Annotated in this window: 20 protein-coding genes; 10 read left to right on the forward strand and 10 right to left on the reverse strand. The window is 71.0% G+C overall.

Annotation, left to right across the window (positions count from 1 at the left end; all coding sequences use genetic code 11):
* Positions 1–122: 122 nt before the first annotated feature.
* Complete coding sequence (locus AAG688_RS02215; protein ID WP_411833740.1) at positions 123–662, reverse strand: HEPN domain-containing protein; 540 nt, start codon at positions 660–662, stop codon at positions 123–125.
* A gap of 1,086 nt (positions 663–1,748) precedes the next feature.
* On the opposite strand from AAG688_RS02215, the gene AAG688_RS02220 reads away from it, so the two are divergent.
* Together AAG688_RS02220 and dinB are read left to right on the forward strand one after the other, a co-directional pair.
* Positions 1,749–3,809, forward strand: a complete 2,061-nt coding sequence (locus AAG688_RS02220) for a putative bifunctional diguanylate cyclase/phosphodiesterase (protein WP_411833741.1) — start codon at positions 1,749–1,751, stop codon at positions 3,807–3,809.
* A 44-nt stretch (positions 3,810–3,853) separates the two neighbouring features.
* Complete coding sequence (gene dinB / locus AAG688_RS02225) at positions 3,854–4,942, forward strand: DNA polymerase IV (RefSeq protein ID WP_411833742.1); 1,089 nt, start codon at positions 3,854–3,856, stop codon at positions 4,940–4,942.
* Between the two features lie 746 nt (positions 4,943–5,688).
* On the opposite strand, the gene AAG688_RS02230 is transcribed toward dinB, so the two are convergent.
* The 6 genes from AAG688_RS02230 to AAG688_RS02255 form a co-directional block, all read right to left on the reverse strand.
* Complete coding sequence (locus tag AAG688_RS02230) at positions 5,689–7,482, reverse strand: DUF885 domain-containing protein (RefSeq protein WP_411833743.1); 1,794 nt, start codon at positions 7,480–7,482, stop codon at positions 5,689–5,691.
* Positions 7,483–7,550: 68 nt separating this feature from the next.
* A complete protein-coding gene (locus tag AAG688_RS02235) occupies positions 7,551–7,742 on the reverse strand; it encodes a hypothetical protein (protein ID WP_411833744.1) in 192 nt (63 codons plus the stop codon).
* 136 nt (positions 7,743–7,878) lie between these two features.
* Positions 7,879–8,772, reverse strand: a complete 894-nt coding sequence (locus AAG688_RS02240; RefSeq protein ID WP_411833745.1) for a ParB/RepB/Spo0J family partition protein — start codon at positions 8,770–8,772, stop codon at positions 7,879–7,881.
* A complete protein-coding gene (locus tag AAG688_RS02245) occupies positions 8,772–9,569 on the reverse strand; it encodes a ParA family protein (RefSeq protein ID WP_411833746.1) in 798 nt (265 codons plus the stop codon). Before AAG688_RS02245 ends, AAG688_RS02240 begins: the two co-directional genes overlap by 1 nt.
* A gap of 55 nt (positions 9,570–9,624) precedes the next feature.
* Positions 9,625–10,281 (reverse strand): 16S rRNA (guanine(527)-N(7))-methyltransferase RsmG, encoded by a 657-nt coding sequence (rsmG, locus tag AAG688_RS02250; RefSeq protein WP_411833747.1) that lies wholly within the window; start codon positions 10,279–10,281, stop codon positions 9,625–9,627.
* A 57-nt stretch (positions 10,282–10,338) separates the two neighbouring features.
* Complete coding sequence (locus tag AAG688_RS02255; protein ID WP_411833748.1) at positions 10,339–10,938, reverse strand: 4'-phosphopantetheinyl transferase family protein; 600 nt, start codon at positions 10,936–10,938, stop codon at positions 10,339–10,341.
* Positions 10,939–11,067: 129 nt separating this feature from the next.
* Here AAG688_RS02255 and AAG688_RS02260 point away from each other — a divergent pair, with 129 nt between their 5' ends.
* Entirely contained in the window at positions 11,068–11,319 is a 252-nt protein-coding gene (locus AAG688_RS02260) for a GlsB/YeaQ/YmgE family stress response membrane protein (protein WP_411833749.1), read from the forward strand.
* An 84-nt stretch (positions 11,320–11,403) separates the two neighbouring features.
* Here AAG688_RS02260 and xth read toward each other — a convergent pair whose 3' ends face one another.
* Both xth and AAG688_RS02270 read right to left on the reverse strand, forming a co-directional pair.
* Entirely contained in the window at positions 11,404–12,177 is a 774-nt protein-coding gene (gene xth, locus AAG688_RS02265; RefSeq protein WP_411833750.1) for an exodeoxyribonuclease III, read from the reverse strand.
* Positions 12,178–12,218: 41 nt separating this feature from the next.
* Positions 12,219–13,628 (reverse strand): coniferyl aldehyde dehydrogenase, encoded by a 1,410-nt coding sequence (locus AAG688_RS02270; protein ID WP_411833751.1) that lies wholly within the window; start codon positions 13,626–13,628, stop codon positions 12,219–12,221.
* A 51-nt stretch (positions 13,629–13,679) separates the two neighbouring features.
* On the opposite strand from AAG688_RS02270, the gene AAG688_RS02275 reads away from it, so the two are divergent.
* From AAG688_RS02275 to AAG688_RS02305, 7 genes are all read left to right on the forward strand, one after another.
* Entirely contained in the window at positions 13,680–14,225 is a 546-nt protein-coding gene (locus tag AAG688_RS02275) for a gamma carbonic anhydrase family protein (RefSeq protein ID WP_411833752.1), read from the forward strand.
* Positions 14,226–14,385: 160 nt separating this feature from the next.
* Positions 14,386–15,084, forward strand: a complete 699-nt coding sequence (locus tag AAG688_RS02280; protein WP_411833753.1) for an RDD family protein — start codon at positions 14,386–14,388, stop codon at positions 15,082–15,084.
* Positions 15,081–16,091 (forward strand): stage II sporulation protein M, encoded by a 1,011-nt coding sequence (locus AAG688_RS02285; RefSeq protein WP_411833754.1) that lies wholly within the window; start codon positions 15,081–15,083, stop codon positions 16,089–16,091. Before AAG688_RS02280 ends, AAG688_RS02285 begins: the two co-directional genes overlap by 4 nt.
* The gene (locus AAG688_RS02290; RefSeq protein ID WP_411833755.1) at positions 16,081–17,640 is read left to right on the forward strand and encodes a DUF4129 domain-containing protein; all 1,560 of its coding nucleotides are present in this window, start codon (positions 16,081–16,083) and stop codon (positions 17,638–17,640) included. Before AAG688_RS02285 ends, AAG688_RS02290 begins: the two co-directional genes overlap by 11 nt.
* Positions 17,637–18,827 (forward strand): DUF4350 domain-containing protein, encoded by a 1,191-nt coding sequence (locus AAG688_RS02295; protein WP_411833756.1) that lies wholly within the window; start codon positions 17,637–17,639, stop codon positions 18,825–18,827. Before AAG688_RS02290 ends, AAG688_RS02295 begins: the two co-directional genes overlap by 4 nt.
* The gene (locus AAG688_RS02300; RefSeq protein ID WP_411833757.1) at positions 18,824–19,807 is read left to right on the forward strand and encodes an AAA family ATPase; all 984 of its coding nucleotides are present in this window, start codon (positions 18,824–18,826) and stop codon (positions 19,805–19,807) included. Before AAG688_RS02295 ends, AAG688_RS02300 begins: the two co-directional genes overlap by 4 nt.
* Before the next feature lie 184 nt (positions 19,808–19,991).
* A complete protein-coding gene (locus AAG688_RS02305; RefSeq protein ID WP_411833758.1) occupies positions 19,992–21,293 on the forward strand; it encodes a DUF58 domain-containing protein in 1,302 nt (433 codons plus the stop codon).
* Positions 21,294–21,414: 121 nt separating this feature from the next.
* On the opposite strand, the gene aroE is transcribed toward AAG688_RS02305, so the two are convergent.
* A complete protein-coding gene (gene aroE / locus AAG688_RS02310; protein ID WP_411833759.1) occupies positions 21,415–22,263 on the reverse strand; it encodes a shikimate dehydrogenase in 849 nt (282 codons plus the stop codon).
* Between the last annotated feature and the right edge of the window lie 11 nt (positions 22,264–22,274).

A 22,274-nucleotide genomic window follows, 5' to 3' on the forward strand; every position in this document is an offset into this window, starting at 1 on the left:
TCAGTGTCCGGGGGGGCGTCGCCGAAGCAGCAGACGGGTTTACTGACGCATTGACGGACCTACAGTCAATCCTGGAAGCCCTCTCAAGATGAAAAAGGCCGAGTGGCAGAAAGATGACTCTCTTAGCCTGGCTCGGCTAGTACCGCGTCCGTAGCCACGACCAGCCTACGGATGAAATGGATGTGGCGCCTAAGATCGTCGCGGGAGACCGCGTGCTCGGCAGGCACACCATTGGCAGGCCGCCCCGAGCGATGCGCGATGGCGCCTCGCTTCTTCGCAAGCTTGTTTAGCTCGTTCCTCGCGCCGCTCGGCTCCATCATGTTCCACTTCCAGCTGTCAGTTATATCCAGCCCGAGGTACTTCTGAAACAGCGGACGGACCCGGTCGGCGCTGGGCGTGTGGAAGTACTTCAGATCGTTGGCCAGGCTGTCGCGCATGAAGCGGGTCTGAGCGGAGTCGCCGCCGCACAATGCGTCGACGGCCTCGACCAGCAGGTCTTGGAAGTAGGTTTCGAGTGCAGCCAGCGCCATGACAAGGCTTGCCCGCTTCAGGACTTCGTTCTCGGGTGGCGGTGGCTGGGTGTTGAGCTTGTCGAAATGGTTGACCAGGTCCACCGCATCTTGGATGGCGTGGTCGAAAGTCAGGCTGGCGCGAGATGGCATGGCTGTCCCCCAATCGCCCCGATTGTGGCTTGGCTTGCCGCGGGAGACAACGGATTAGGCAGCGGCCAGCTTGGGCTCAACCGCCAGTCGACGCCGCTTGATGTGGCTTCCTGCGCTAGGCGGCAGGTAGGCCCAGCCCAGCGCTTCCACTATGGTCTTGGCTCGGCCAAGCTCATGGGCCGTCGACGTCCCCGTGTTGCCAGTTCGGCGGGCGATAGTCTGGATCACCTCTCGTCCACCCTGGGCACCCACGGAGGCCTGCTCCACGATCAGCTGGCCTGCGATTGGGGGTGGGTCAGGTCAATGCACAGCTTGTGGCGGCTTTAACGTGCGACTTTGAGCGCTGGCGTTAAATCCAGTAGCGCTTTGATATTAAAGGAATAGTTATCGGCGGCACGTGCCTGCCTTAGATGTCCGGCTTTTTGTGAGGGGGGCGCCAAGCCCTTCCAAACCAGGGGGGCGCCCTATGAAGATAGAACTCTGTTTCCGGCGCTGATCGGGCTGTCGATAGCTTCAGGATAGAGCTTTCCCTTATTCCCCAGAGCCCTACTGACGGACAATCAGCTGCTTGTGGTCGTTTCGAGATGCAACTTTTTTACCCGTCAACACAGGCGGCCTTGGTCGGAGACATACCGGTGACGGCGAACGGCGCGGCGCGTCCCGCAGTGGACCGGCGGGAAATCCCGCCGTTGCGGATCCTGCCGACGCCGCACTGATCTTGCCGCCGCGGCAACCGGTTCGTCCTTGAATGCCATGATGGCAGGCGGATTGATGTTCCCTGCGTTGCGCCGTTGGCATGCTGCGAAGGAAGCGACATGCCCTGAAGACGATCCATGCGCGTCCAGGACGTAATGCGGCATTCGTTTCCTCGCGTGGAGGGCCTGCGACGATGCTTACGCAGTGAAGTTGCCTCGCCGCGCGGGCATGCGGCTTGCGCAAGCCGTGCGGAAAAGATGGTAAAACATCGGCGGAACCGAATGCCTGGAACGAACGCATGGGGGGCAGGACCCGCGTGTCCAACGCTGTCATGCGTACTGGGGATGGAAAGGATTCGCCGGGAAGGATGCCTTCCCGCAGGGAGAAGCGATGACGGAATCATCGGTACTGCAAGGTATGGACGCCGCATCGCTGCTGGATGCGCTCGACATCTACGTCCATATCAAGGACGCGAACGGCCATTACCTCTACGCCAACCGGGCGGTGTGCGAGCTGTTCGGCGTGCCGCGCGACCAGATCGTCGGCCAGCCGCGCAGCCGCTTCATCCATCCGGACAGGTTGCAGGGCGAGCAGGAGCGGCGCGTGCTGCAGGAAGGCGCGGTGATCTCGGAAGAGGAGGTCATCAGCCTGGCCGATGGCACCAGTCGCCGGTTGTGGACCATCAAGGCGCCGCTGCGCGAAAGCGGCCGCATCGTCGGGCTTTATGGCTTCTCCATCGACCTCGCCAGGCGCCCGGGCACGGTGGCGGACAACTGGGTGCGCAACAAGCTGATGGCGACGATCCTGTCCAGCATCGACGCCCACGTCTACCTGAAGGATCACCAGGGCCGCTACGAATACGTCAACGACAAGGTGGCCGGTCTCTACAACCGGCCGCCGCGCGAGATCATCGGCCACACCGATCACGAATTGCATCCGGCCGAGGTGGCCAACCAGTTCATGGAGATGGATGCCGAGGTGCTGAACACCGGCCGGCGGATCGCGCGTCAGGAAGTGGTGCTGGATGCCGACGGCGAGCAGCGCTATTTCTGGTCGATCAAGATCCCGATGAAGGTGCCCGGGCAGCCGGACAAGCTGGTCGGCTTCTCCTCGGAGATCACCGAGCTGCTCGAACTGCGGCGCTCGCTCGAGCACGAGCGCACCATCGATGGCCTGACCGGCCTGGGCAACCGCAGCCACTTCGAGGCCGAGCTTGCGGTCTCGCTGCAATGCGCCGCCGTGCACGGACGCCCGCTGGCGGTGGTGATGCTGGGGCTGGATCGCTTCAAGATGATCAACGGCAGCCTCGGGCACGAGGTCGGCGACCGCATCCTGCGCGAGGTGGCCGAACGGATGCGCGGCATCGGCCCCGACCTGGGCACCGGCGCCATCGCGCGGCTGTCCGGCGACGTGTTCGCCTGCATCCTCACCCGCATCGAATCCCCCGGCGACGCCGCCGGCGTGGCCGAATCGCTGCGCCGGAGCATGGCCAGGCCGTTCTTCGTCGGCGAGCGGCAACTGCACCTGACCGCCAGCGTGGGCATCAGCCTGTACCCCGCCGATGGCCGCGATCCCGCCACCCTGCTGCACAACGCCGAGTCGGCGATGCACCACGCCAAGGATCGCGGCCACGATCAATGCCACTTCTACTCGCCCGAACTGGGCGCGGCGATCAGCGCGCGCGCGGAACTGGAACGCGATCTGCGCGCGGCGGTGGCAGCGCGGCAGTTCATGCTGCATTACCAGCCCAAGGTGCGCAGCGCCGACGGCGGCATCGCCGGCGTCGAGGCCTTGCTGCGCTGGCAGCGCCCGGCGCACGGCATGGTCTCGCCGGCGGTGTTCATCCCGCTGACCGAGCAACTGGGCCTGATCGCCGGGCTGGAGGAGTGGGTCATCGAACAGGCCTGCGGGCAACTGGTGGCCTGGAGCAGGCTGGGGCTGGGCGATACCGTCGTGGCGGTCAACGTCTCGGCGCAGCACTTGGCCAGCCCGGCGCTGGTCACGCACGTGGCCGCCTGCCTGCAGCGCCACCCCGAGGCGCAGGGGCGGCTGGAGATGGAGGTCACCGAGTCGGTGATGATCGACAATCCCGAGCAGGCCATCGTCCAGTTCGATGCGCTGCGGGCGCTGGGCATCCGCCTGGCCATCGACGACTTCGGCACCGGCTATTCGTCGCTGACCTACCTCAAGCACCTGCCGGTCAGCACGCTCAAGCTGGATCGCTCCTTCATCGAGCAGATCGAGGAGGACGCGCGCAGCGCCGACCTGTGCGCCGGCATCATCTCGCTGGCGCACATGCTGGACCTGGAAGTGGTGGCCGAAGGCGTGGAGACGACGCTGCAGCGGGATCTGCTGGCCGCGCAGGAATGCGACCTGCTGCAGGGCTTCCTCTACAGCCGGCCGCTGCCGGCCGACGAGATCACCCGCTACCTGCTCGCGCACGCGTCTTAGGCGCATCCCGCGCCGGCTTGCGCCAGTGGCGCTAGCATGGCGGCATGCAGGATCCGACCGCCACTGCGCGACCGCGCAAGATCATCCACATCGACATGGACGCGTTCTACGCGTCGGTCGAGCAGCGCGACGATCCCGCGTTGCGCGGGCGGCCGGTGGTGGTGGCCTGGCGCGGAGAGCGATCGGTGGTGTGCGCGGCCTCCTATGAGGCGCGCAGGTTCGGCGTGCGCTCGGCGATGCCGGCGGTGCGCGCCGAGCGGCTGTGCCCGCAGGCGGTGTTCGTGCCGCCGGACTTCGTGCGCTACAAGGCGGTGTCGCGGCAGGTGCGCGAGATCTTCCTGCGCCATACCGAGCTGGTCGAGCCGCTGTCGCTGGACGAGGCCTACCTGGACGTCACCGCGCCGCGCTCGGACCTGCCCACCGCCACCGCGATCGCCGAGGCCATCCGCGCGCAGATCCGCGGGGAAACCGCGCTGACCGCCTCGGCCGGGGTGGCGCCCAACAAGTTCCTGGCCAAGATCGCCTCGGACTGGCGCAAGCCCGACGGCCTGTTCGTGCTGCGGCCGCACCGCGTCGAGGCCTTCCTCACGCCGCTGCCGGTCGAGCGCATCCCCGGCGTGGGCAAGGTGATGCTGTCGAAGCTGCACGCAGTCGGCATCCGCAGCGTCGGCGAACTGCGGCAGTGGCCGCGCGAGGAACTGGAGCGGCTGTTCGGCAGCTTCGGCGGCAGCCTGTACCGGCGCGCGCGCGGCATCGACGAGCGGCCGGTGGAGCCGGACCAGCCGGTGCAGTCGATTTCCTCCGAGGACACCTTCGCCCGCGACCTGCCGCTGCACGCGCTGGACGAGGCGATCGCGCGGCTGGCCGGCAAGACCTGGCAGGCCACGCGCAGGACCGAGCGCATTGGCCGCACGGTGGTGTTGAAGTTGAAGACCGCGCAGTTCCGCACGCTGACCCGCAGCCTGACGCCGGATCGGCCGCCGGCCTCGGAGGAGGAATTGCGCGCGATCGCGCTGGCGCTGCGCGACCGCGTCGACCTGCCGGCGGATACGCTGTATCGGCTGGTCGGCGTGGGGGTGTCGGGCTTCCGCGACCGGGAGGAAGCGATGACACAGCCGCCGCTGTTCGAATGATGGAAAAGGATGCGTCCAGGGTTCGCTGCGGGACTTCCATCGCCCGGACTCCCTCCCTCCTTTTCGGCATACCTCTTCCGGCCGTCCCTCATCCGGCCTGTCGGCCACCTTCTCCCGCAGGCGGGAGAAGGAACCTCCGAATGGAATCCTATAGCCCCAGAAGATTATCCTCCTGCCCCTGATGCCCGCATATCGCGTTCCCTTCCCCCGCCTGCGGGAGAAGGTGCCCCGAAGGGGCGGATGAGGGAACTCTTCCACACTTGTACAGCGGACGCAGCCGAGCAAGCTCGGCTCTACAGGGGACGTCTTGGCGGCTCTCCGGGCGCCGATGCGTCTGTAGAGCGGAGCTTGCTCCGCTGGTGGTTCCTCGGGATGGTCGCGGAGCCGAGCAAGCTCGGCTCTACAGGGGCCGTCCCGGCGGCTCTCCGGACGCCGATGCGTCCGTAGAGCGGAGCTTGCTTCGCTGGCGGGTCGTCGGGATGGTCGCGGAGCCGAGCAAGCTTGGCTCTACAGGGGCCGCCCGGGCGGTTCTCCGAGCGCCGATACGTCTGTAGAGCGGAGCTTGCTCCGCTGGTGGGTTGTCGGGATGGTCGCGGAGCCGAGCAAGCTCGGCTCTACAGGGGCCGCCCCGGCGGTTCTCCGAGCGTCTGTAGAGCGGAGCTTGCTCCGCTGGCGGGTCGTCGGGATGGTCGGAGCCGAGCAAGCCCGGCTCTACGCGGAGCCGGAGCCGGGCGAAGCGCCCGGCTTCAGGGCGCGGCCCGGGCCGGGAGCGCGGCGGCGGCCTTGCTGTCGGCGATGAACTGGCGGACCTGGCTTTCCAGCACCGGCAGGGTGACCGAGCCCTGGCGCAGCACCACGTTGTGGAAGGCGCGGATGTCGAAGCGCTCGCCCAGCGCGGCCTCGGCCTCGGCGCGCAGGCGCACGATGGCGATTTCGCCCAGCTTGTAGCTCAGCGCCTGCGCCGGCCAGGAGATGTAGCGGTCGACCTCGGTGGTCACCTCGTGCTCGGACAGCGCGGTGTTGTCGCGCAGGAACGCCAGCGCCTGCTCGCGGCTCCAGCCCTTGTGGTGCACGCCGGTGTCGATGACCAGCCGCGCCGCGCGCCACATCTCGTAGGTCAGGCGGCCGAAGTGCTCGTACGGCGTCTCGTAGACGCCCATTTCCTCGCCGAGCTTCTCCACGTACAGGCCCCAGCCCTCGCCATAGGCGGAAATGTAGCTGTTGCGGCGGAACTCCGGCTGCTGGGCCTGCTCGCGCGCCAGCGCGGCCTGGAACGAATGGCCCGGGTCGGACTCGTGCAGGGTCAGCGCGGGCAGGTTGTACAGCGGCCGCGAGGGCAGGTCGTAGGTGTTGAGCCAGTAGGTGCCCATGCCGCCGCGTCCGGCGGTCCAGAACGGCGCGATGTCGTCCGGCACCGGGACGATGGTGAAGCGCCCGCGCGGCAGCGGATCGAAATACCTGCCGATCACCCCGTCCACGCGCTTGGAGATCCACGCCGCGCGGTGCAGCAGCTCATCGGGCGTCCTGGCGTAGAACTGCGGGTCGGTGCGCAGGAAGGCCAGGAACTCGGCGAAGCTGCCCTTGAACCCCGTTTGCGCGATGACTTCCTGCATCCCGGCGCGGATGCGCGCCACCTCGGCCAGGCCGATCCGGTGGATCTCCTCGGCGCCCAGGTCCAGCGTGGTGTATTCGCGGATCTGCTGGGCATAGAAGGCCTTGCCGTCGGGCATGGCCTCGGCGGCCAGGGTGGTGCGCGCCTGCGGCACGTATTCCTCGCGGAAGAACGCCAGCAGCTTGCCGAACGCCGGCACCAGCGCATCGCTGATCGCCGCGCGCGCCTCGGCGCGCAGCGCCTCCTGTTCGGCGGCCGGGATGCCGGCGGGCAGCCTGCGGTACGGCGCGTAGAAGCTCGACTGCTCGGGATCCTTCAGGTGGGCGACCGTGGCGATCGAGACGTCGCGCCCGTCCAGCACCGCGCGCGGCACGGAAAAGCCGCGCTTCAGGCCGGCGCGCATGTTGTCCATCTGCTGGTCGAAATAGCGCGGCACGTCGCGCAGGCGCGCGGCGTAGGCGCGGTAGTCGGCGGCCGTGTTCATCGGCCGGCGCGCCATGAACGACAGGTTGGACCAGAACGAGGAATCCGAATTGAACGGCATCTCGTAGGCGCGCAGGCGCACCCCGGCGGCCAGGTTCTCCACCTGCGGGCGGTAGATGGCCAGGTTGATGCGGTTCTCCGCCGACAACTGCGAAGGATCGATGCCGTCCAGATCCTCGAGCACCTGCTCCCAGACCTTCAGCCGCGCCTGCTGCGCCTGCGCGCCGACGTCGGGCAGGCGGGTCCTGTTGCCGCTGGCGTCGCCGTCCTCGTCGGCCTGCCCGGTCTGTTCCTGCCGCCATTTCCATTCGCGCTCGTAGATCTGCTGGAAGCGCTGATCGGCGCCGGACGCGGCGGCAGGCGTGGCGGCCGCGAGCGACGGCGAGGCCGCGAGCAGCAGGGCGAGCAGGACGGATTTCAAGGCAACGCTCCGGCTTGGAAACATGGCCGGATGTTAGTGGCCCGGAGCCGGACTGGCCAATCCTGCGATGCGGCGCCCTGAGGATGCGCGCTTCAGGGACAGGTGTAGGCGGGCTGCGCGGTCGAGGGATGCCGCGAGCGGCAATCGGGGCACCACGACTGGACGATGCGCCTGCCGTCACCCATCTCGCGCATGCCGAAGTGGCTCTCGGGATAGAACACGTGGCGTCCGGCCTGTCCCGAGCATTCCGGGCAACTCTTCAGCCGTTCGTGGCCGATCGACATGGAAATGGCGTCACGGACGGATTCTCCGCAGCTGCAGTTGGCCATGATTCCCTCCATCGGGAAGTTCGACGAATCCGGGATTGAAGCACGCCGCGAAAAGCGCCGGGAGGGGCGCGTTGCGGACGAAGCGCCGCGCTCAATGCCTGCGCAACCGCTCCAGCACGCCGTCCAGGGTGTCCAGGTCGGTGTAGGCGATGACCAGCTTGCCCTTGCCGCCGCGGCCGTGGGCGATGGTGACCCGGGTGCCCAGGCTCTCGGACAGCTCGGTCTCCAGCGAGGCGATGTCCGGCTGCGGCGCGGCCTTGCCCGGCCTGGCCTTGCGGCCGCTGACCGGCACCTTGCCGGCGGCGAACTGCTGGGCGCGGTGCTCGACCTCGCGCACCGACCAGCCCTGCTCGGCGGCCTCGGCGGCCAGCTTGCTGGCCAGCTCGGGCGAGAGCGTCAGCAGCGCGCGGGCGTGGCCCATCTCCAGCCGGCGCGCCTCCAGCAGCGCGCGGATCGCCGGCGGCAGTTCCAGCAGGCGCAGCAGGTTGGACACCGCCGCGCGCGAGCGGCCGACCGCCTCGGCGGCCTCGGCGTGGGTCAGCGAGAACTCGCTGATCAGCCGCTGCAGCGACTGCGCCTCTTCCAGCGGGTTCAGATCCTCGCGCTGGATGTTCTCGATCAGCGCCATCGCGATGACGGTGCGATCGTCCAGTTCGCGCACCACCACCGGCACCTCGGCCAGCCCGGCGCGCTGGCTGGCGCGCCAGCGGCGCTCGCCGGCGACGATCTCGAACTGGCCCGGCGCCAGCTCGCGCACCACGATCGGCTGGATCACGCCCTGCGCCTTGATCGACTCGGCCAGCTCGTCGAGCTTGGCCGGATCCATCTGCGTGCGCGGCTGGTACTTGCCCGGCTGCAACTGCGCCACCGGCAGCGTGCGCAGCGCCTCGCCCGGCTGCGCCTCGCCCGGCGGAGCCTCGGCCGCCTTCGGGCCGAGCAGGGCTTCCAGGCCGCGGCCGAGGCCGCGCTTCTTCGGGGCGCTCATCAGGCGTGCTCCAGTTTCTTCTGCATCTTGTTGCGGTCGGCCTGGCGGCGCAGGATCTCGCCGGCCAGGCCCAGGTAGGCCACGCCGCCGCGCGAGGCGCGGTCGTAGCCGACGATGCTCTGGCCGTGGCTGGGCGCCTCGGCCACGCGCACGTTGCGCGGCACGATGGTGCGGAACACCTTGTCGCCGAAGTGCGTGGTCAGCTCGGCCGACACCGCGTTGGCCAGGTTGTTGCGGATGTCGAACATCGTGCGCAGCACGCCCTCGATCTCCAGGGTGGGGTTGAGCCGGCCGCGCAGCGCCTCGATGGTTTCCATCAGCGCGCTCAGGCCCTCCAGCGCGTAGTACTCGCACTGCATCGGCACCAGCACCGAGTCGGCGGCGGTCAGCGCGTTGAGGGTGAGCAGCGACAGCGCCGGCGGGCAGTCGATGATGATGAAGTCGTAGTCGCCGCGCAGCGGTTCCAGCGCGGCCTTCAGGCGCTGCTCGCGGCCCTCGCTGTCCATCAGCTGGATCTCGGCGGCGGTCAGGTCGATGTTGCCCGGCAGCAGGTCGAAGCCTTCCGGCGCGGTGACGATGGCCTCCTTCGCCGAGGCTTCCTGCAACAGCACGTCGCAGCTGGAGGCGGCCAGCTCGCGCTTGTCCACGCCGCTGCCCATCGTCGCGTTGCCCTGCGCGTCCAGGTCCACCAGCAGCACCCGCTGCGGGGCGCGCGCCAGCGCGGCGGCCAGGTTGACGGCGGTGGTGGTCTTGCCGACGCCGCCTTTCTGGTTGGCGATCGCGATGATGCGGGCCATGCGGGGGGATGCCTCGTGGGTGGGTGGGAAGGGCGGACCGGGGATTATGCGGGTTTCACGCCGTCCGGCCCACCTCGACCAGGTGGCGCTCGCCGTCCAGACCCGGCACGGACAGCGGATGGACGGCGGTGGCGGCCCAGCCGGCGGGCAGGGCGGCGATCTCGTCGTCCGGGCGCACGCCCTTCATCGCCAGCAGGCGGCCGCCGGGCGCCAGCAGGTGGGCGCCCACCGCCAGGATGCCGGCCAGGGTGTCCAGCGCGCGCGCGGTCAGCAGGTCGTAGGCGCCCGGGGCGTCCAGCGCCTCGGCGCGGATCTCGGCCACGCGGGCGTTGCCCAGGCGCAGCGTGCGCACGGCCTCGCGCAGGAAGCGCGCCTTCTTGCCGTTGCTCTCCACCAGGGTGACCTGCAGGCGCGGATGGGCGATCGCCAGCGGGATGCCGGGCAGGCCGGGGCCGGTGCCCAGGTCGGCCAGCCGGCCCTCGCCGACGAAGGGATGCATGGCCAGCGAGTCGAGCAGGTGGCGGGTGACCATCTGCCGCGGGTCGCGGATGGCGGTGAGATTGTAGGTGCGGTTCCAGCGCAGCAGCAGGGCCAGGTAGGCCAGCAGCGGCGGCGCCAGCGCGGCGGCGTCCAGGCCCAGGTCGGCCAGCCCGGCGTACAGGTCGGCCTGGGCCTGGGCGGGCACGGCGACGGAAGGATCGGAGTCGTTCATCGGCCACAGTATCGCCCAGCGTGCGGCGCTGCGTACGCGGCCGCATGGCCGCCGTCGTCAGGGCATGCGCGGATGCCAGGCCAGCGCGGCGCGGTAGCCCGGCAGCGGCTGCCACTCGCGCAGGCGCCATTGCTCGGCCGGGCCGAGGTCGCGGTGGCTTTCCAGCACCCGCAGCTGGCCGTCCTGCTCGCCGACCCAGAAGCGCTCCAGCCCGAACGACAGGCCGTGGCCGTGCGCCTTCAGCACCGCCTCCTTGGCGCACCACAGCCGCACGAACGCCGCCTCCTGCTGCTCCGGCGGCAGGCCCAGCAGCCAGCGCAGTTCCTGCGGATGGTAGAAGCGCTCGGCCAGCAGCAGCGCGCGCGGGCGCGGGCGCAGCCGCTCCAGGTCCACGCCCACCCGGCGCGCGTCGCCGAGGGCGACCAGCAGCTGGTCGCCGCTGTGGCTCCAGCCGGTGTCCAGGTGCGCCAGCGGAGCGTCCAGCCACGGCCGCCCGCGCGCCTCGCGGCGGATCGGCAGCGCCTGCGGGTCGGCGACACCCAGCGCTTGCGCCAGCACCTGCCGCGCCTGCGGCTCGCCGCGCGTGCCGGGGCGATAGTCGCGCCGCCACACGTCGATGCCGTCGAAGCGCCAGTGGTCGCCGCGGTCCCGGCTCATGCCCGCACCGCTCCCCGGCCGTGCGACGCCGGCCTTGCGCGCGCGGCGTTACACGGATGCTTCACGGCCATCCGGCTTGAATGGCGGCGGCGCACCGAATCCCGGTGCCTTGTGAAAGGAGAGACGGCAATGGGCATCATCATCTGGCTGATCGTCGGTGGCATCGTCGGCTGGCTGGCCAGCCTCATCATGAAGCGCGACGCCCAGCAGGGCATCATCCTCAACATCGTGGTCGGCATCGTCGGCGCGATGCTCGCCGGCTGGCTGTTCGGCGGCGGCATCAACCAGGCCATCACCCTGACCACCTTCCTGTATTCGCTGCTGGGCGCGGTCATCCTGCTGCTGATCGTCAACCTGTTCACGCGCGGCCGCGCGCGCTGAAGGCGGCGCCGCGGCAAGCGTTCCCCGCAGGGGGCGCGGGCGTGGCGGATCCGAAGGCCCGGCCAGCGCCGGGCCTTCTTCCTGTCAGGCGCACGCCAGCCGCACCCACGCCGGCGCGTGGTCGCTGGGGCGATCCCAGGTACGCGGCTCGCGGTCGATGCCGGCTTCCACCGCCGCCTCGCGCAGCGCGTCGGACACCAGGGTCAGGTCGATGCGCAGGCCGAGGTCGCGGCGGAAACCGGCGGCGCGGTAGTCCCACCAGCTGAACACGCCGCCGTCGGCGTGGTGCAGGCGGTAGGCGTCGTGCAGGCCCAGCGCGTACAGCGCGCGCAGCGCCTCGCGCTCGGCGGCCGAGGTCAGGATGTGCGCCTCGTTCCAGATGACGGGATCGTGCACGTCGCGCTCATCCGGGGCGATGTTGAAGTCGCCCAGCACCACCAGCTTCGGGTGCCGCTGCAGCTCGTCGCGCAGCCATTCGCGCACCGCCTCCAGCCAGCGCAGCTTGTAGCCGTACTTCTCGGTGCCCACGTCCTGGCCGTTGACCACGTACAGGTTGACGATGCGCAGCCCGGCGACGGTGGCGGCGATCACGCGCTTCTGATCGTCCTCGAAGCCGGGGATGCCGACCTGCACCTCCATCGCCGGATCGCGCGAGAGGATCGCCACGCCGTTGTAGGTCTTCTGCCCGGCGAAAACGCTGCGGTAGCCCAGCGCGGCCAGCGCGGCGTCGGGGAAGCGGTGATCCTCCAGCTTGGTCTCCTGGAGGCCGACGATGTCCGGCGCGGCCGCCTGCAGCCACTGTTGCAGGTGCGGCAGGCGCACGTTGAGCGAGTTGACGTTCCAGCTGGCGATTTTCATGGGCAAGGCAGAGAGGCGGGAGTCATTACGGGGCTGCAAGCCTAGCGGACGAGGAAGTCGATGAACCTCGCCACCTTCGCGTACGGCGGCCGGAGCAGGTCGCTGCCGGCGCGGCGCGATTGCCACAGGATCGGCAGTTGCTTGCTCATCGCGTCGAAGCCGGCGCGGCCGTGGTAGGCGCCCATGCCGCTGGCGCCGACGCCGCCAAACGGCAGCCCGCTGGCGGCGAAGTGCAGCAGGGTGTCGTTGACGGTGACGCCGCCGGCGAGCGTGCCGCGCAGGATGCGCTCGATTGCGCCGCGCTCGTGGCTGAAGGGATACAGCGCCAGCGGCCGCTCGCGCGCGGCGACGAAGGCGATGGCCTCGTCCAGCGACGCCAGCGTGCGGATCGGCAGGATCGGGCCGAAGATCTCCTCCTGCATCAGCTTCGCGTCATCGCCCGGTTCCAGTACCAGCGTCGGCGCGAACCGCCGCTGCGCGGGATCGTGATCCGCACCCAGCGCGATCACCTCCTGCCCGCGCGCGCGCGCATCGTCCAGGTAGCCCTGCAGGCGCGCGAACTGGCCGTCGTTGATGATGCGGGTGTAGTCGTCCGCCGCATCGGGGCCGCCGTAGCGCGCGGCCACCTGCGCGCGCAGCGCCTGCACCAGCGCGTCGCGGCGGCCCTCGCCGATCACCAGCACGTAGTCCGGCGCGATGCAGGTCTGGCCGCCGTTGAACCACTTGCCGGTCGCCAGCCGCGCGGCCGCCTGCTCGATCGGATAGTCGTCGCAGACGATCGCCGGCGACTTGCCGCCCAGCTCCAGCGTCAGCGGGGTCAGGTTGGGCGCGGCGGCGGCCATCACCTTGCGGCCGAGCGCGGTCGAGCCGGTGAACACCAGGTGGTCCAGCGGCAGCGCGGAGAACGCCGCGCCCACCTCCGCGCCGCCCAGCGCCACCGCCACCCGGTCCGGGGGAAACGCCGCGGCCAGCAGGTCGCGCAGGAACGCGCTGGTGCGCGGGGTGTGCTCGGACGGCTTGAGGTAGACGTGGTTGCCGGCGGCGATGGCGGTGGCCAGGGGAATCAGCGCCAGGTTGACCGGGTAGTTCCACGGCGCGATCACGCCGACCACGCCGACCGGCTCGGCGCGCAGCTCGGCGCGCGCCGGCCACAGGCGCCAGCCGGCGCCGACGCGGCGCGGCTTCATCCAGCCGCGCAGGTGGCGGCGCAGGTGGTCGATCTCGGCCAGCACCGCCATGCCATCGGCGATCAGCGTTTCATGGCGCGAGCGGTGGCCGAAATCGGCGGCGATGGCGTCGGCCATCTCCGGCAGCCGGCGCTTGAGCGCCTCGCGCAGGCGCAGCAGGTCCGCGCGCCGCTGCGCGGCATCGGGCTTGCCGGCCTGCCAGGCCGTGCGCAGGCGCTGCAGGGTGGGGAGCAGGTCGCAGAGCGGGGTGTCGTGGCTGTCCATGCGCCGCAGTGTAGTGCGGCCGGCGTGCCCGGCGCGGCTACAATCGCCCGGATGAGCAACCTGCGTCCCTATCTCGACCGCTTTCCGGTGCTCGGCCCGCGCGTGTACGTGGACCCGGCCGCCATCGTCATCGGCGACGTCGAACTGGCCGAGGACGCGTCCCTGTGGCCCGGCACCATCGTCCGCGGCGACGTCAACTTCATCCGCATCGGCGCGCGCAGCAACCTGCAGGACGGCACCATCGTCCACGTCAGCCACCACAGCCCGTACAACCAGGCCGGCCATCCGACCCTGATCGGCGCGGACGTGACCATCGGCCACGGCGCGATCGTGCACGCCTGCACCATCGAGGACGCCTGCCTGATCGGCATGGGCGCGCGCATCCTCGACGGCGCGGTGATCAAACGGCACGGTTTCGTCGGCGCCGGCGCGGTGGTCGGCCCGGGCAAGATCGTCGGCGAGGGCGAACTGTGGCTGGGCAACCCGGCGCGGCCGGCGCGCACGCTGAGCGATCGTGAAATCGAGAGCCTGCACTATTCGGCGCAGCACTACGTGCGCTTGAAGGACCGCTATCTGGGGCAAGCGGAAACGGCCTAGGCTGCGGGCGGGGCCGGCCGCGGCAGGCTGGGCAAGCGCGGCGTTGCCGGATAAAGTCCGGCAGGACAGGGAACGGGGACGGGAATGCGCCTGCCGCGCACAGCAAGGGTCCGGACGGGACGCCGGATCGCACCACCGCAGCAATCCGGGACGCGCGGCGATGGCCGTTGAACCGGCGCGCCTGGACACCTACCGCGAAGTGATCACGCCCGAGGGCGTGGCCCTGCACCTGCCCGCCGCCGGCCCGGCGCCGCGCGCGGTGGCCTGGGCGATCGACCTGGCGGTGCGGCTGACCCTGTTGTTCCTGCTCGGCATGGTGCTGGGGCTGCTGGGGCGGATGGGACAGGGCATCTACCTGATCTTCCTGTTCCTCCTGTACTGGGGCTATCCGATCGTGCTGGAGGCGTTCTGGAACGGCCAGACCATCGGCAAGAAGGCGCTGGGCCTGCGCGTGGTCGCCGCCGACGGCGCGCCGGTCGGCTGGCTGGCGGCGGTAATCCGCAACCTGCTGCGCACGGTGGACATGCTGCCGTTCGGCTATGCGGCCGGCCTGGTCGCCGGCCTGGCCGATCCGCACGGGCGGCGGCTGGGCGACATGGTCGCCGGCACCCTGGTCGTGCACGTGCCGCCGCGCATCGAGCACCGGCCGGCGCCGATCAACGCGGTGTACGCGCCGCCGCTGCCGTTGCAGCCGGACGAGCAGGCCGCGATCGTGGCCTTCGGCGAGCGCGCGCCGCTGCTGACGGCGGCGCGGCAGGCCGAGCTGGCCGACATCGCCGCGCCGCTGACCCAGGCGCAGGGACAGCCCGGCGTGCTGCGCCTGTACGGCATGGCCAACTGGCTGCTGGGGCGGCGATGAGGCAGGAGCAGTTCGTCGCCCGCCACCAGGCCGAATGGCAGGCCTTCGAATACTGGCTGCAGTCGCGCGGCGATGCGCGCCGGGCGCGCGGCCAGCGCAACGCCGGCGCGCTGGCCGACGAGGAGGTTCCCGCGCGCTACCGGCGGCTGTGCCAGCAGCTGGCGCTGGCGCGCCGGCGCGGCTACAGCCCGGCGTTGACCGGACACCTGCAGCAGTTGATGCAGCAGGGCCACAACCTGCTCTACCGCACCCAGGCGCCGCGCTGGCGGCGCGCGCTGGAGTTCCTGCTGGCCGATTTCCCGCGGCTGGTGCGCAGCGAACCGGGCTGCATGGCGGCGGCGCTGGCGCTGTTCGCGCTGCCGCTGGTGGGCATGTTCGTGCTGCTGCAGTTCCGCCCGGAGCTGATCCACGGGCTGATGGATCCGGCGCAGGTCGCCGCGCTGGAGCGCATGTACGACCCGGCCGACCCGCGCCACGCGCTCGGCCGCGAGAGCGGCAGTGACTGGCAGATGTTCGGCCACTACATCATGAACAACATCAGCATCGGCCTGCGCACCTTCGCCAGCGGCCTGCTGGCCGGGGTCGGCGCGATCCTGGTGCTGATCTTCAACGGCGTGACCATAGGCGCGGTGTTCGGCCACCTGCAGCAGATCGGCCACGGCGATCCGCTGTGGCGCTTCGTCGCCGGTCATGCGCCGTTCGAGCTGACCGCGATCGTGCTGTGCGGCGGCGCCGGGCTGCGGCTGGGCCTGAACCTGATCGCGCCGGGGCGGCACAGGCGCGCCGATGCGCTGGTGGTGGCCGGGCGCAAGGGCGCGCGGATCTGCCTGGGCGCGGCGGTGATGCTGCTGATCGCCGCGTTCATCGAGGCGTTCTGGTCGTCCACCCAGTCGATCCCGGCTTCGATCAAGTACGGCGTGTCGGCGGTGCTGTGGACGCTGGTGCTGGGCTGGCTGTGGCGCGGCGGGCGCGGTGGCGCAGGCGAGGGCGGCGGCGATGCGGCTTGACCTGCTGACCGTGCAACTGCGCGCGCGTTCGTCGTGGGAGGCGATGGAACTGGGCATGGCGCTGGTGCGCCGTCACGCCGGCACGATCTGGAAGTCGTGGTGGCTGGCGACGCTGCCGGCGTTCGCGCTGGCCAACCTGGCCGCCGTCGCGCTGGGCCGCGTCTGGCTGGCGCTGCTGCTGATGTGGTGGCTCAAGCCGCTGTTCGATCGCATCCCGCTGTTCGTGATCTCGCGCGCGGTGTTCGGCGCCACGCCGACGGTGCGCGAGACGCTGCGCGCGCAGCGGCAATGGGGCTGGGCGGCGATGCGCGGCTACCTGGGCTGGCGCCGTTTCGGGCCGGTGCGCGCGCTGTACCTGCCGATCGACCTGCTCGAGGGCGGCGATGCGGCGCTGCGGCGCGAACGGCGAGGCGTGCTGGGCGGGGCGATCTACGGCAATGCGGCGCTGCTGACGCTGGTGTGCCTGCATTTCGAAATCGTGCTGCTGCTGGCCTGCGTGATGGCGGTGTTCCTGTTCGTGCCGCTGGAAATGCTGTCGGAGACCGCACGCGCGGCGTGGTCGCTGATCAGCGAGCAGCCGCCATTGTGGACGCAGGTGGGCTACAACGCCTTGGCCTGGCTGGCGGTCAGCGTGATCGAACCCTTCTACGTCGGCGCAGGCTTCGGTCTCTACCTCAACCGGCGCACCGGGATCGAGGCCTGGGACGTGGAGATCGCGTTCCGCCGGTTGCGCCGCCGCCTGCTGTCCTCGACCACCGCGCTGGGGGTATTGCTGGCACTGGCGGCGGGAATGCCCACGGGTTTCGCGCAGGCACAGGAACGCGCGCAGGCGCCGCCATCGGCATCGACGCCGCCGCCACAGCCACGCGGCACGCCGCCGACGCTGCCGATCGTGTTCGGCGACCAGCGCGTGGACGATGGCGGCTTCCGCCAGGCCGTGCGCCGCGCCTATGAGGATCCGCTGCTGGGCGAGAAGCGCAGCCGCACGGTGTGGCAGGCGCGCAAGGCCGATGGCAACGAGCAGGATGACGTCGAACCACCCGAATGGGTGCACAGGCTCACCGGCATCGTCGCCTTCCTCGGCGAATGGGGCCTGTGGCTGCTGGCCGGCCTGCTGGTGGCGCTGCTGCTGGCGACGATGCGCTGGTGGCTGCCGTGGATGCGTGGTGGCGGCCGGGTTGCCGACGGTGCGCCGTCGGAGATCTTCCGGCACGCGGTGGAGCCGCCGGAGGCGCTGCCCGACGACATCGCCGCGACCGCGCACCGGCTGTGGCGCGAGGGCCGGCCGCGGGATGCGCTGGCGCTGCTGTATCGCGCCAGCGTCGAGGCCCTCGGCGAGCGCCTGGACGCGATGCTGCCACCGGGCGCGACCGAGGCCGAATGCCTGCGCGCCTCGCGCCGCCTGCCCGACGCCGACGCGCGCGAACTGTTCGCGCGCACGGTGCGCACCTGGCAGTACGCGGCGTACGCGCAGCGGTTGCCGGCCGACGACGAGTTCGAGGCGCTGCTGGAGCAATTGCGGCTGCACCACCGCTGGGCAAGCGCATGAGCGCGGCCGGCCGCCGCCTGCGCATCGGCCTGATCGTCGCGGCGCTGGCGATCATGGCGGCGATCGCGGTGTTCTGGTTCCTGCGCAACCACGAGCGCGTCGAGCAGACGCTGTACCTGCCGGCGCGCGGCGAGGCCGGCTACAACCCGCTGTACGCGCTGCGGCAGGCGCTGCGCGTGGACGGCGTGGAGGCGGTCTCGCGGCAGCGGCTGGACCTGGACGCGCAGGCGCTGGCGCCCGCCGACACCCTGCTGATCTTCCAGGATCCCGGCGCGCTGCGCCCGCACGAGATCGAGCGGCTGCTGGCCTGGGTCGAGCGCGGCGGGCACCTGCTGGTGCGCACGCCGCCGCCGCGCCGCGGCCGGGATGCGGCGCCGCCTCCCGAACTGCTGCTGCGGCTCGGCGTCGAAACGATGCCCGACAGCGCGACCTGCGAGGACTTCCAGGTCGAAGGGCAGGAACACCACGTCGAGTTCTGCGACGGCCAGCGCTTCCGCCTGCGCGACGTGGAGCCGGAGTTGATCTGGGGCAACCTGCGCGATGGCCACGTCCATGCGCGTCTGGTGCATGGACAGGGCCGCGTCGACGTGCTGGCCGACTTCGACTTCCTGGTCAACGAGAAGCCGCACGGCCGCTTCGCACTGATCGCCGATCCGACCCGGCCGCCGGAGGGCGGCCTGCGCGACGTGCCGCACCAGGCGCTGGCGCGGCAGGCGCTGGCGCCCAACTACGGGCGCGGGACGATCCACCTGGTCTACGCGGCGCGGATGCCGTCGCTGCTGCAGCGGGTCCTGGGCGAAGGCTGGCCGGTGTGGCTGCCGCTGCTGCTGGCGCTGCTGGCCTGGCTGTGGGCGCGGATGCAGCGCTTCGGCCCGCTGCTGCCGTCGCCGGCGGCCGAGCGCCGCTCGCTGCTGGAACACGTGCGCGCCTCCGGCGAGCACCTGTTCCGCTACCGCCGCGGCGCGCTGCTGCACGCGGCGGTGCGGCAGGCGTTCCTGGCGCGGCTGCGCCGCCGCGATCCGCTGGCCGCCGCGCTGGCCGGCGGGGCGCAGATCGAAGCCATCGCCGCGCGCCTGGGCGTGCCGGCCGACGGCGTGCGCCGCGCCCTGCAGACGCCGGCCGCGCACGACCGGGTCGCCTTCCGCGATCGCATTTCCATCTTGATTCAACTGAGAAACCGACTATGACCGACCTGTCCGCCGCCCCCCTGACCGGCGACGCGCTCGCCGAACGCGTCGCCGCCGTGCGCGAGGAAGTCCGCAAGGCCTTCATCGGCCAGCCCGAGGTGCTCGACCAGATCCTGATCGCGCTGCTGGCCGGCGGCCACGTGCTGATCGAGGGCGTGCCGGGGCTGGGCAAGACGCTGCTGGTGCGCGCGCTGGCGCAGGCGCTGGAACTGACCTACGCGCGCGTGCAGTTCACCCCCGACCTGATGCCCAGCGACGTCAGCGGCCACGCGGTCTACGATCCCAAGGCCGAGAGCTTCAAGATCCGCCGCGGCCCGATCTTCACCCACCTGCTGCTGGCCGACGAGATCAACCGCGCGCCGGCCAAGACCCAGTCGGCGCTGCTGGAGGTGATGCAGGAAGGGCAGGTCACCATCGAGGGCAAGCCGTTCGCCCTGGATCCGCCGTTCATGGCGCTGGCCACGCAGAACCCGGTCGAGCAGGAAGGCACCTATCCGCTGCCGGAAGCGCAGCTGGATCGCTTCCTGCTGAAGGTGCTGATCGGCTATCCGGCGCTGGAGGACGAGAAGCGCATGGTCGACGCGATCACCACCGGCCGCACCGCCGGCGATTTCGACCTGTCGCGGGTGCGGCGCGTGCTCGGCGCCGGCGAGCTGGTGGCGATGCAGCGCGGCACCGCCGCCGTGGCGGTCGACGAACAGGTCATCGACTACGCCGTGCGGATCGCCGCGGCGACCCGGCAGTGGCCGGGCATCTCGCTGGGCGCCGGCCCGCGCGGCAGCATCGCGCTGGTGCGCGCGGCGCGCGCGCAGGCGGTGCTGGACGGGCGCGACTTCGTCACTCCGGACGACGTGCGCGAAATCGCTCGTCCTGCGCTGCGCCACCGCATCACCCTGGCGCCGGAACTGCAGATCGAGGGCCAGAGCGCCGGCGACGTGCTCGGCGCGCTGCTGGCCAAGGTGGAAGCGCCGCGGAAATGACCCTGCGAGCTGCCGCTGCCACGATGCGAACGCCCGGCAACGCTGGCATGCGCGAGCTTCGCTCCCTCCCCCGCGTGCGGGGGAGGGCCGGGGTGGGGGCGAACCATCGCCAGGATTGCGGGACATTGCCCTTCCCTTGCCCCCATCCCGGCCTTCCCCCGCAGGCGGGGGAAGGGGCCGTTCCATGAGGCCGGCGCCCTTGCTGATCGCCTTGCTGGCGGCGTGGGGACTGTCAGGACTGGCGCTGCTCTACCTGGGCCTGCCGCCGGCCGCATGGCAGGGCATCGGCGCGGCCATCGCGTTGCTGGCGATCCTGGACGCCTGGCGGCTGCGCGCGCGGCCGACGCCGCAGGCGATCCGCCAGGTGCCCGACGCGCTCGCGCTCGGCGTCTGGCGCGAGGTCTCGCTGGCCTTCGAATCGCCGGCGCGCGCGCAACGCGTGGACGTCTACGACCTGCACCCGGGCGGCTGGCCGATGCAGGGCCTGCCGCGCCGGCTGTCGCTGGCCGCCGGCAGCGTCACCGGCTTCGACTACCGCCTGTGCCCGGTCGAGCGCGGCGACGCGGTGTTCGAGGGCGTGCAGCTGCGCCTGCATTCGCCGCTGCGGCTGTGGCGGCAATCGCGCGTCGCCGGCACGCCGCAGCGCGTGCGCGTCTATCCCAATTTCGCGCCGCTGACGCGTTTCGCGCTGTTCAGCGCCGAACAGGCCTCGCGGCTGGTTGGCGCACACCTCCGGCGCCGCCGCGGCGAGGGCACCGACTTCAACCAGATGCGCGAGTACCGGGTCGGCGACAGCCTGCGCCAGATCGACTGGAAGGCGACCGCGCGCTCGCGCAAGCTGATCTCGCGCGAATACCAGGACGAGAAGAACCAGCAGCTGGTGATGATGATCGACACCGGCCGGCGCATGCTGGCGCGCGAGGACGCGCTGGGCCATTTCGACCACGTGCTCAACGCGTCGCTGGTGGTGTCCTACCTGGCGCTGCGGCAGGGCGATGCGGTCGGCCTGTTCGCCAGCGGCGGCGACGCGCGCTGGGTGGCGCCGCAGCGCGGCATGGGCGCGGTGGACACGCTGCTGCGCGCCAGCTACGACCTGCAGCCGCGCGCGGTCGCCACCGACTACCTGGCGGCCGCCACCGAACTGTCGCTGCGCCAGCGCCGGCGCGCGCTGGTGATGCTGGTGACCAACGTGCGCGACGAGGACATCGAGGATCTGCTGGCCGCGGTGCGGCTGCTGCAGAAGCGCCACCTGGTCTGCGTGGCGAGCCTGCGCGAGCAGTCGCTGGACCGGGCGCTGGAGGACGAGGTGCGGGACCTGCCCGGCGCCATCCGCGCCGGCGCGGTCGCCCGCTACCTGGAGCAGCGCGCCGCCGCGCACGAGGCGCTGCGCAGCCACCGGGTGATGGTGCTGGACGTGGGCAGCGACGAGCTGCCGGCGGCGCTGGTCGAGCGCTACCTGGCGTTCAAGCGCGACGGCCTGCTGTAGCCACCCCGCATGACGCCTTTTGTGGGAGCGGCGTGAATCGCGACTGCAGAATATCGGTCAGCGAGGATGCGCCGTCATCCCACGGTCCGGTCGCGATTCACGTCGCTCCCACGGACAACCGTCAGTCCCCGGTCACCAGGGTGGCGTCGCGTTCGCGCAGTGCCGCGTAGACCGGATCGGTTTCCGGGCGCATGCCGTGCCAGCCGTGGAAGCTCTCGGCCGCCTGCTCGACCAGCATGCCCAGGCCATCGACGGTGCGCCGGCAACCGGCCGCGCGCGCCCAGGCCAGGAACGGGATCGCCGCCTCGCCGTAGTTCAGGTCGACGGCGGCGGTGCGGTCGTTGGTCAGGGTGAACGGCAGCGCGAAGGCGGCCGCGCCCTCGCGCCCGGCCGAGGTCGCGTTGATGACGAGATCGAAGTCGCCGAGCCGGCCCAGGTCTTCCCAGTAGCGCGAGATCGCCCGCCCCGGTTCGCCCAGCGCATCGACCAGCGCGTCGGCGCGCTGCGGATTGCGGTTGACGATCCACAGCTCGTCCATGCCCGCGTCCAGCAGCGCCGGCGCCACCCCGCGCGCGGCGCCGCCTGCGCCCAGCAGCAGCGCGCGGTTGACCCGCAGGTCCAGGCCCTGCCGGTCCATCAGGTCGCGCACCAGCCCGGCGCCGTCGGTGTTGTCGCCATGCCACTGGCCGTCGCTGCGGGTCAGGGTGTTGACCGCGCCGGCCCGGCGCGCGCGCTCGCTGGTCCGCGCGCACAGCGCGAACGCGGCCTCCTTCAGCGGCAGGGTCACGTTGGCGCCGGCGCCGCCGCTGGCGGTGAAGGCCTCGAGCGCGGCGGGAAAATCCTCCGGCGTGGCGTCGATGGCGGCGTAGTCCAGGGCGATGCCCGTCTGCCGGGCGAACGCGCCGTGGATCCGCGGCGACAGCGAGTGGACGACGGGATGGCCGAAGACGGCATAACGGCGAATGGACATGCTTGGTATAA

This window comes from Pseudoxanthomonas mexicana (assembly GCF_046736355.1).
Classification (GTDB): domain Bacteria; phylum Pseudomonadota; class Gammaproteobacteria; order Xanthomonadales; family Xanthomonadaceae; genus Pseudoxanthomonas_A; species Pseudoxanthomonas_A mexicana_B.

Bases quoted from the DNA above. Each gene is read 5' to 3' on its own strand.
- AAG688_RS02275 (WP_411833752.1), top strand. From the start codon at position 13,680: ATGAGCAACCTGCGTCCCTATCTCGACCGCTTTCCGGTGCTCGGCCCG.
- AAG688_RS02255 (WP_411833748.1), bottom strand. From the start codon at position 10,938: ATGAGCCGGGACCGCGGCGACCACTGGCGCTTCGACGGCATCGACGTG.
- AAG688_RS02260 (WP_411833749.1), top strand. From the start codon at position 11,068: ATGGGCATCATCATCTGGCTGATCGTCGGTGGCATCGTCGGCTGGCTG.
- AAG688_RS02270 (WP_411833751.1), bottom strand. From the start codon at position 13,628: ATGGACAGCCACGACACCCCGCTCTGCGACCTGCTCCCCACCCTGCAG.
- aroE (WP_411833759.1), bottom strand. From the start codon at position 22,263: ATGTCCATTCGCCGTTATGCCGTCTTCGGCCATCCCGTCGTCCACTCG.
- AAG688_RS02230 (WP_411833743.1), bottom strand. From the start codon at position 7,482: ATGTTTCCAAGCCGGAGCGTTGCCTTGAAATCCGTCCTGCTCGCCCTG.
- AAG688_RS02240 (WP_411833745.1), bottom strand. From the start codon at position 8,772: ATGAGCGCCCCGAAGAAGCGCGGCCTCGGCCGCGGCCTGGAAGCCCTG.
- AAG688_RS02245 (WP_411833746.1), bottom strand. From the start codon at position 9,569: ATGGCCCGCATCATCGCGATCGCCAACCAGAAAGGCGGCGTCGGCAAG.
- AAG688_RS02305 (WP_411833758.1), top strand. From the start codon at position 19,992: ATGAGGCCGGCGCCCTTGCTGATCGCCTTGCTGGCGGCGTGGGGACTG.
- AAG688_RS02300 (WP_411833757.1), top strand. From the start codon at position 18,824: ATGACCGACCTGTCCGCCGCCCCCCTGACCGGCGACGCGCTCGCCGAA.
- AAG688_RS02295 (WP_411833756.1), top strand. From the start codon at position 17,637: ATGAGCGCGGCCGGCCGCCGCCTGCGCATCGGCCTGATCGTCGCGGCG.
- AAG688_RS02290 (WP_411833755.1), top strand. From the start codon at position 16,081: ATGCGGCTTGACCTGCTGACCGTGCAACTGCGCGCGCGTTCGTCGTGG.
- rsmG (WP_411833747.1), bottom strand. From the start codon at position 10,281: ATGAACGACTCCGATCCTTCCGTCGCCGTGCCCGCCCAGGCCCAGGCC.
- AAG688_RS02235 (WP_411833744.1), bottom strand. From the start codon at position 7,742: ATGTCGATCGGCCACGAACGGCTGAAGAGTTGCCCGGAATGCTCGGGA.
- AAG688_RS02280 (WP_411833753.1), top strand. From the start codon at position 14,386: ATGGCCGTTGAACCGGCGCGCCTGGACACCTACCGCGAAGTGATCACG.
- xth (WP_411833750.1), bottom strand. From the start codon at position 12,177: ATGAAAATCGCCAGCTGGAACGTCAACTCGCTCAACGTGCGCCTGCCG.
- AAG688_RS02220 (WP_411833741.1), top strand. From the start codon at position 1,749: ATGACGGAATCATCGGTACTGCAAGGTATGGACGCCGCATCGCTGCTG.
- AAG688_RS02215 (WP_411833740.1), bottom strand. From the start codon at position 662: ATGCCATCTCGCGCCAGCCTGACTTTCGACCACGCCATCCAAGATGCG.
- AAG688_RS02285 (WP_411833754.1), top strand. From the start codon at position 15,081: ATGAGGCAGGAGCAGTTCGTCGCCCGCCACCAGGCCGAATGGCAGGCC.
- dinB (WP_411833742.1), top strand. From the start codon at position 3,854: ATGCAGGATCCGACCGCCACTGCGCGACCGCGCAAGATCATCCACATC.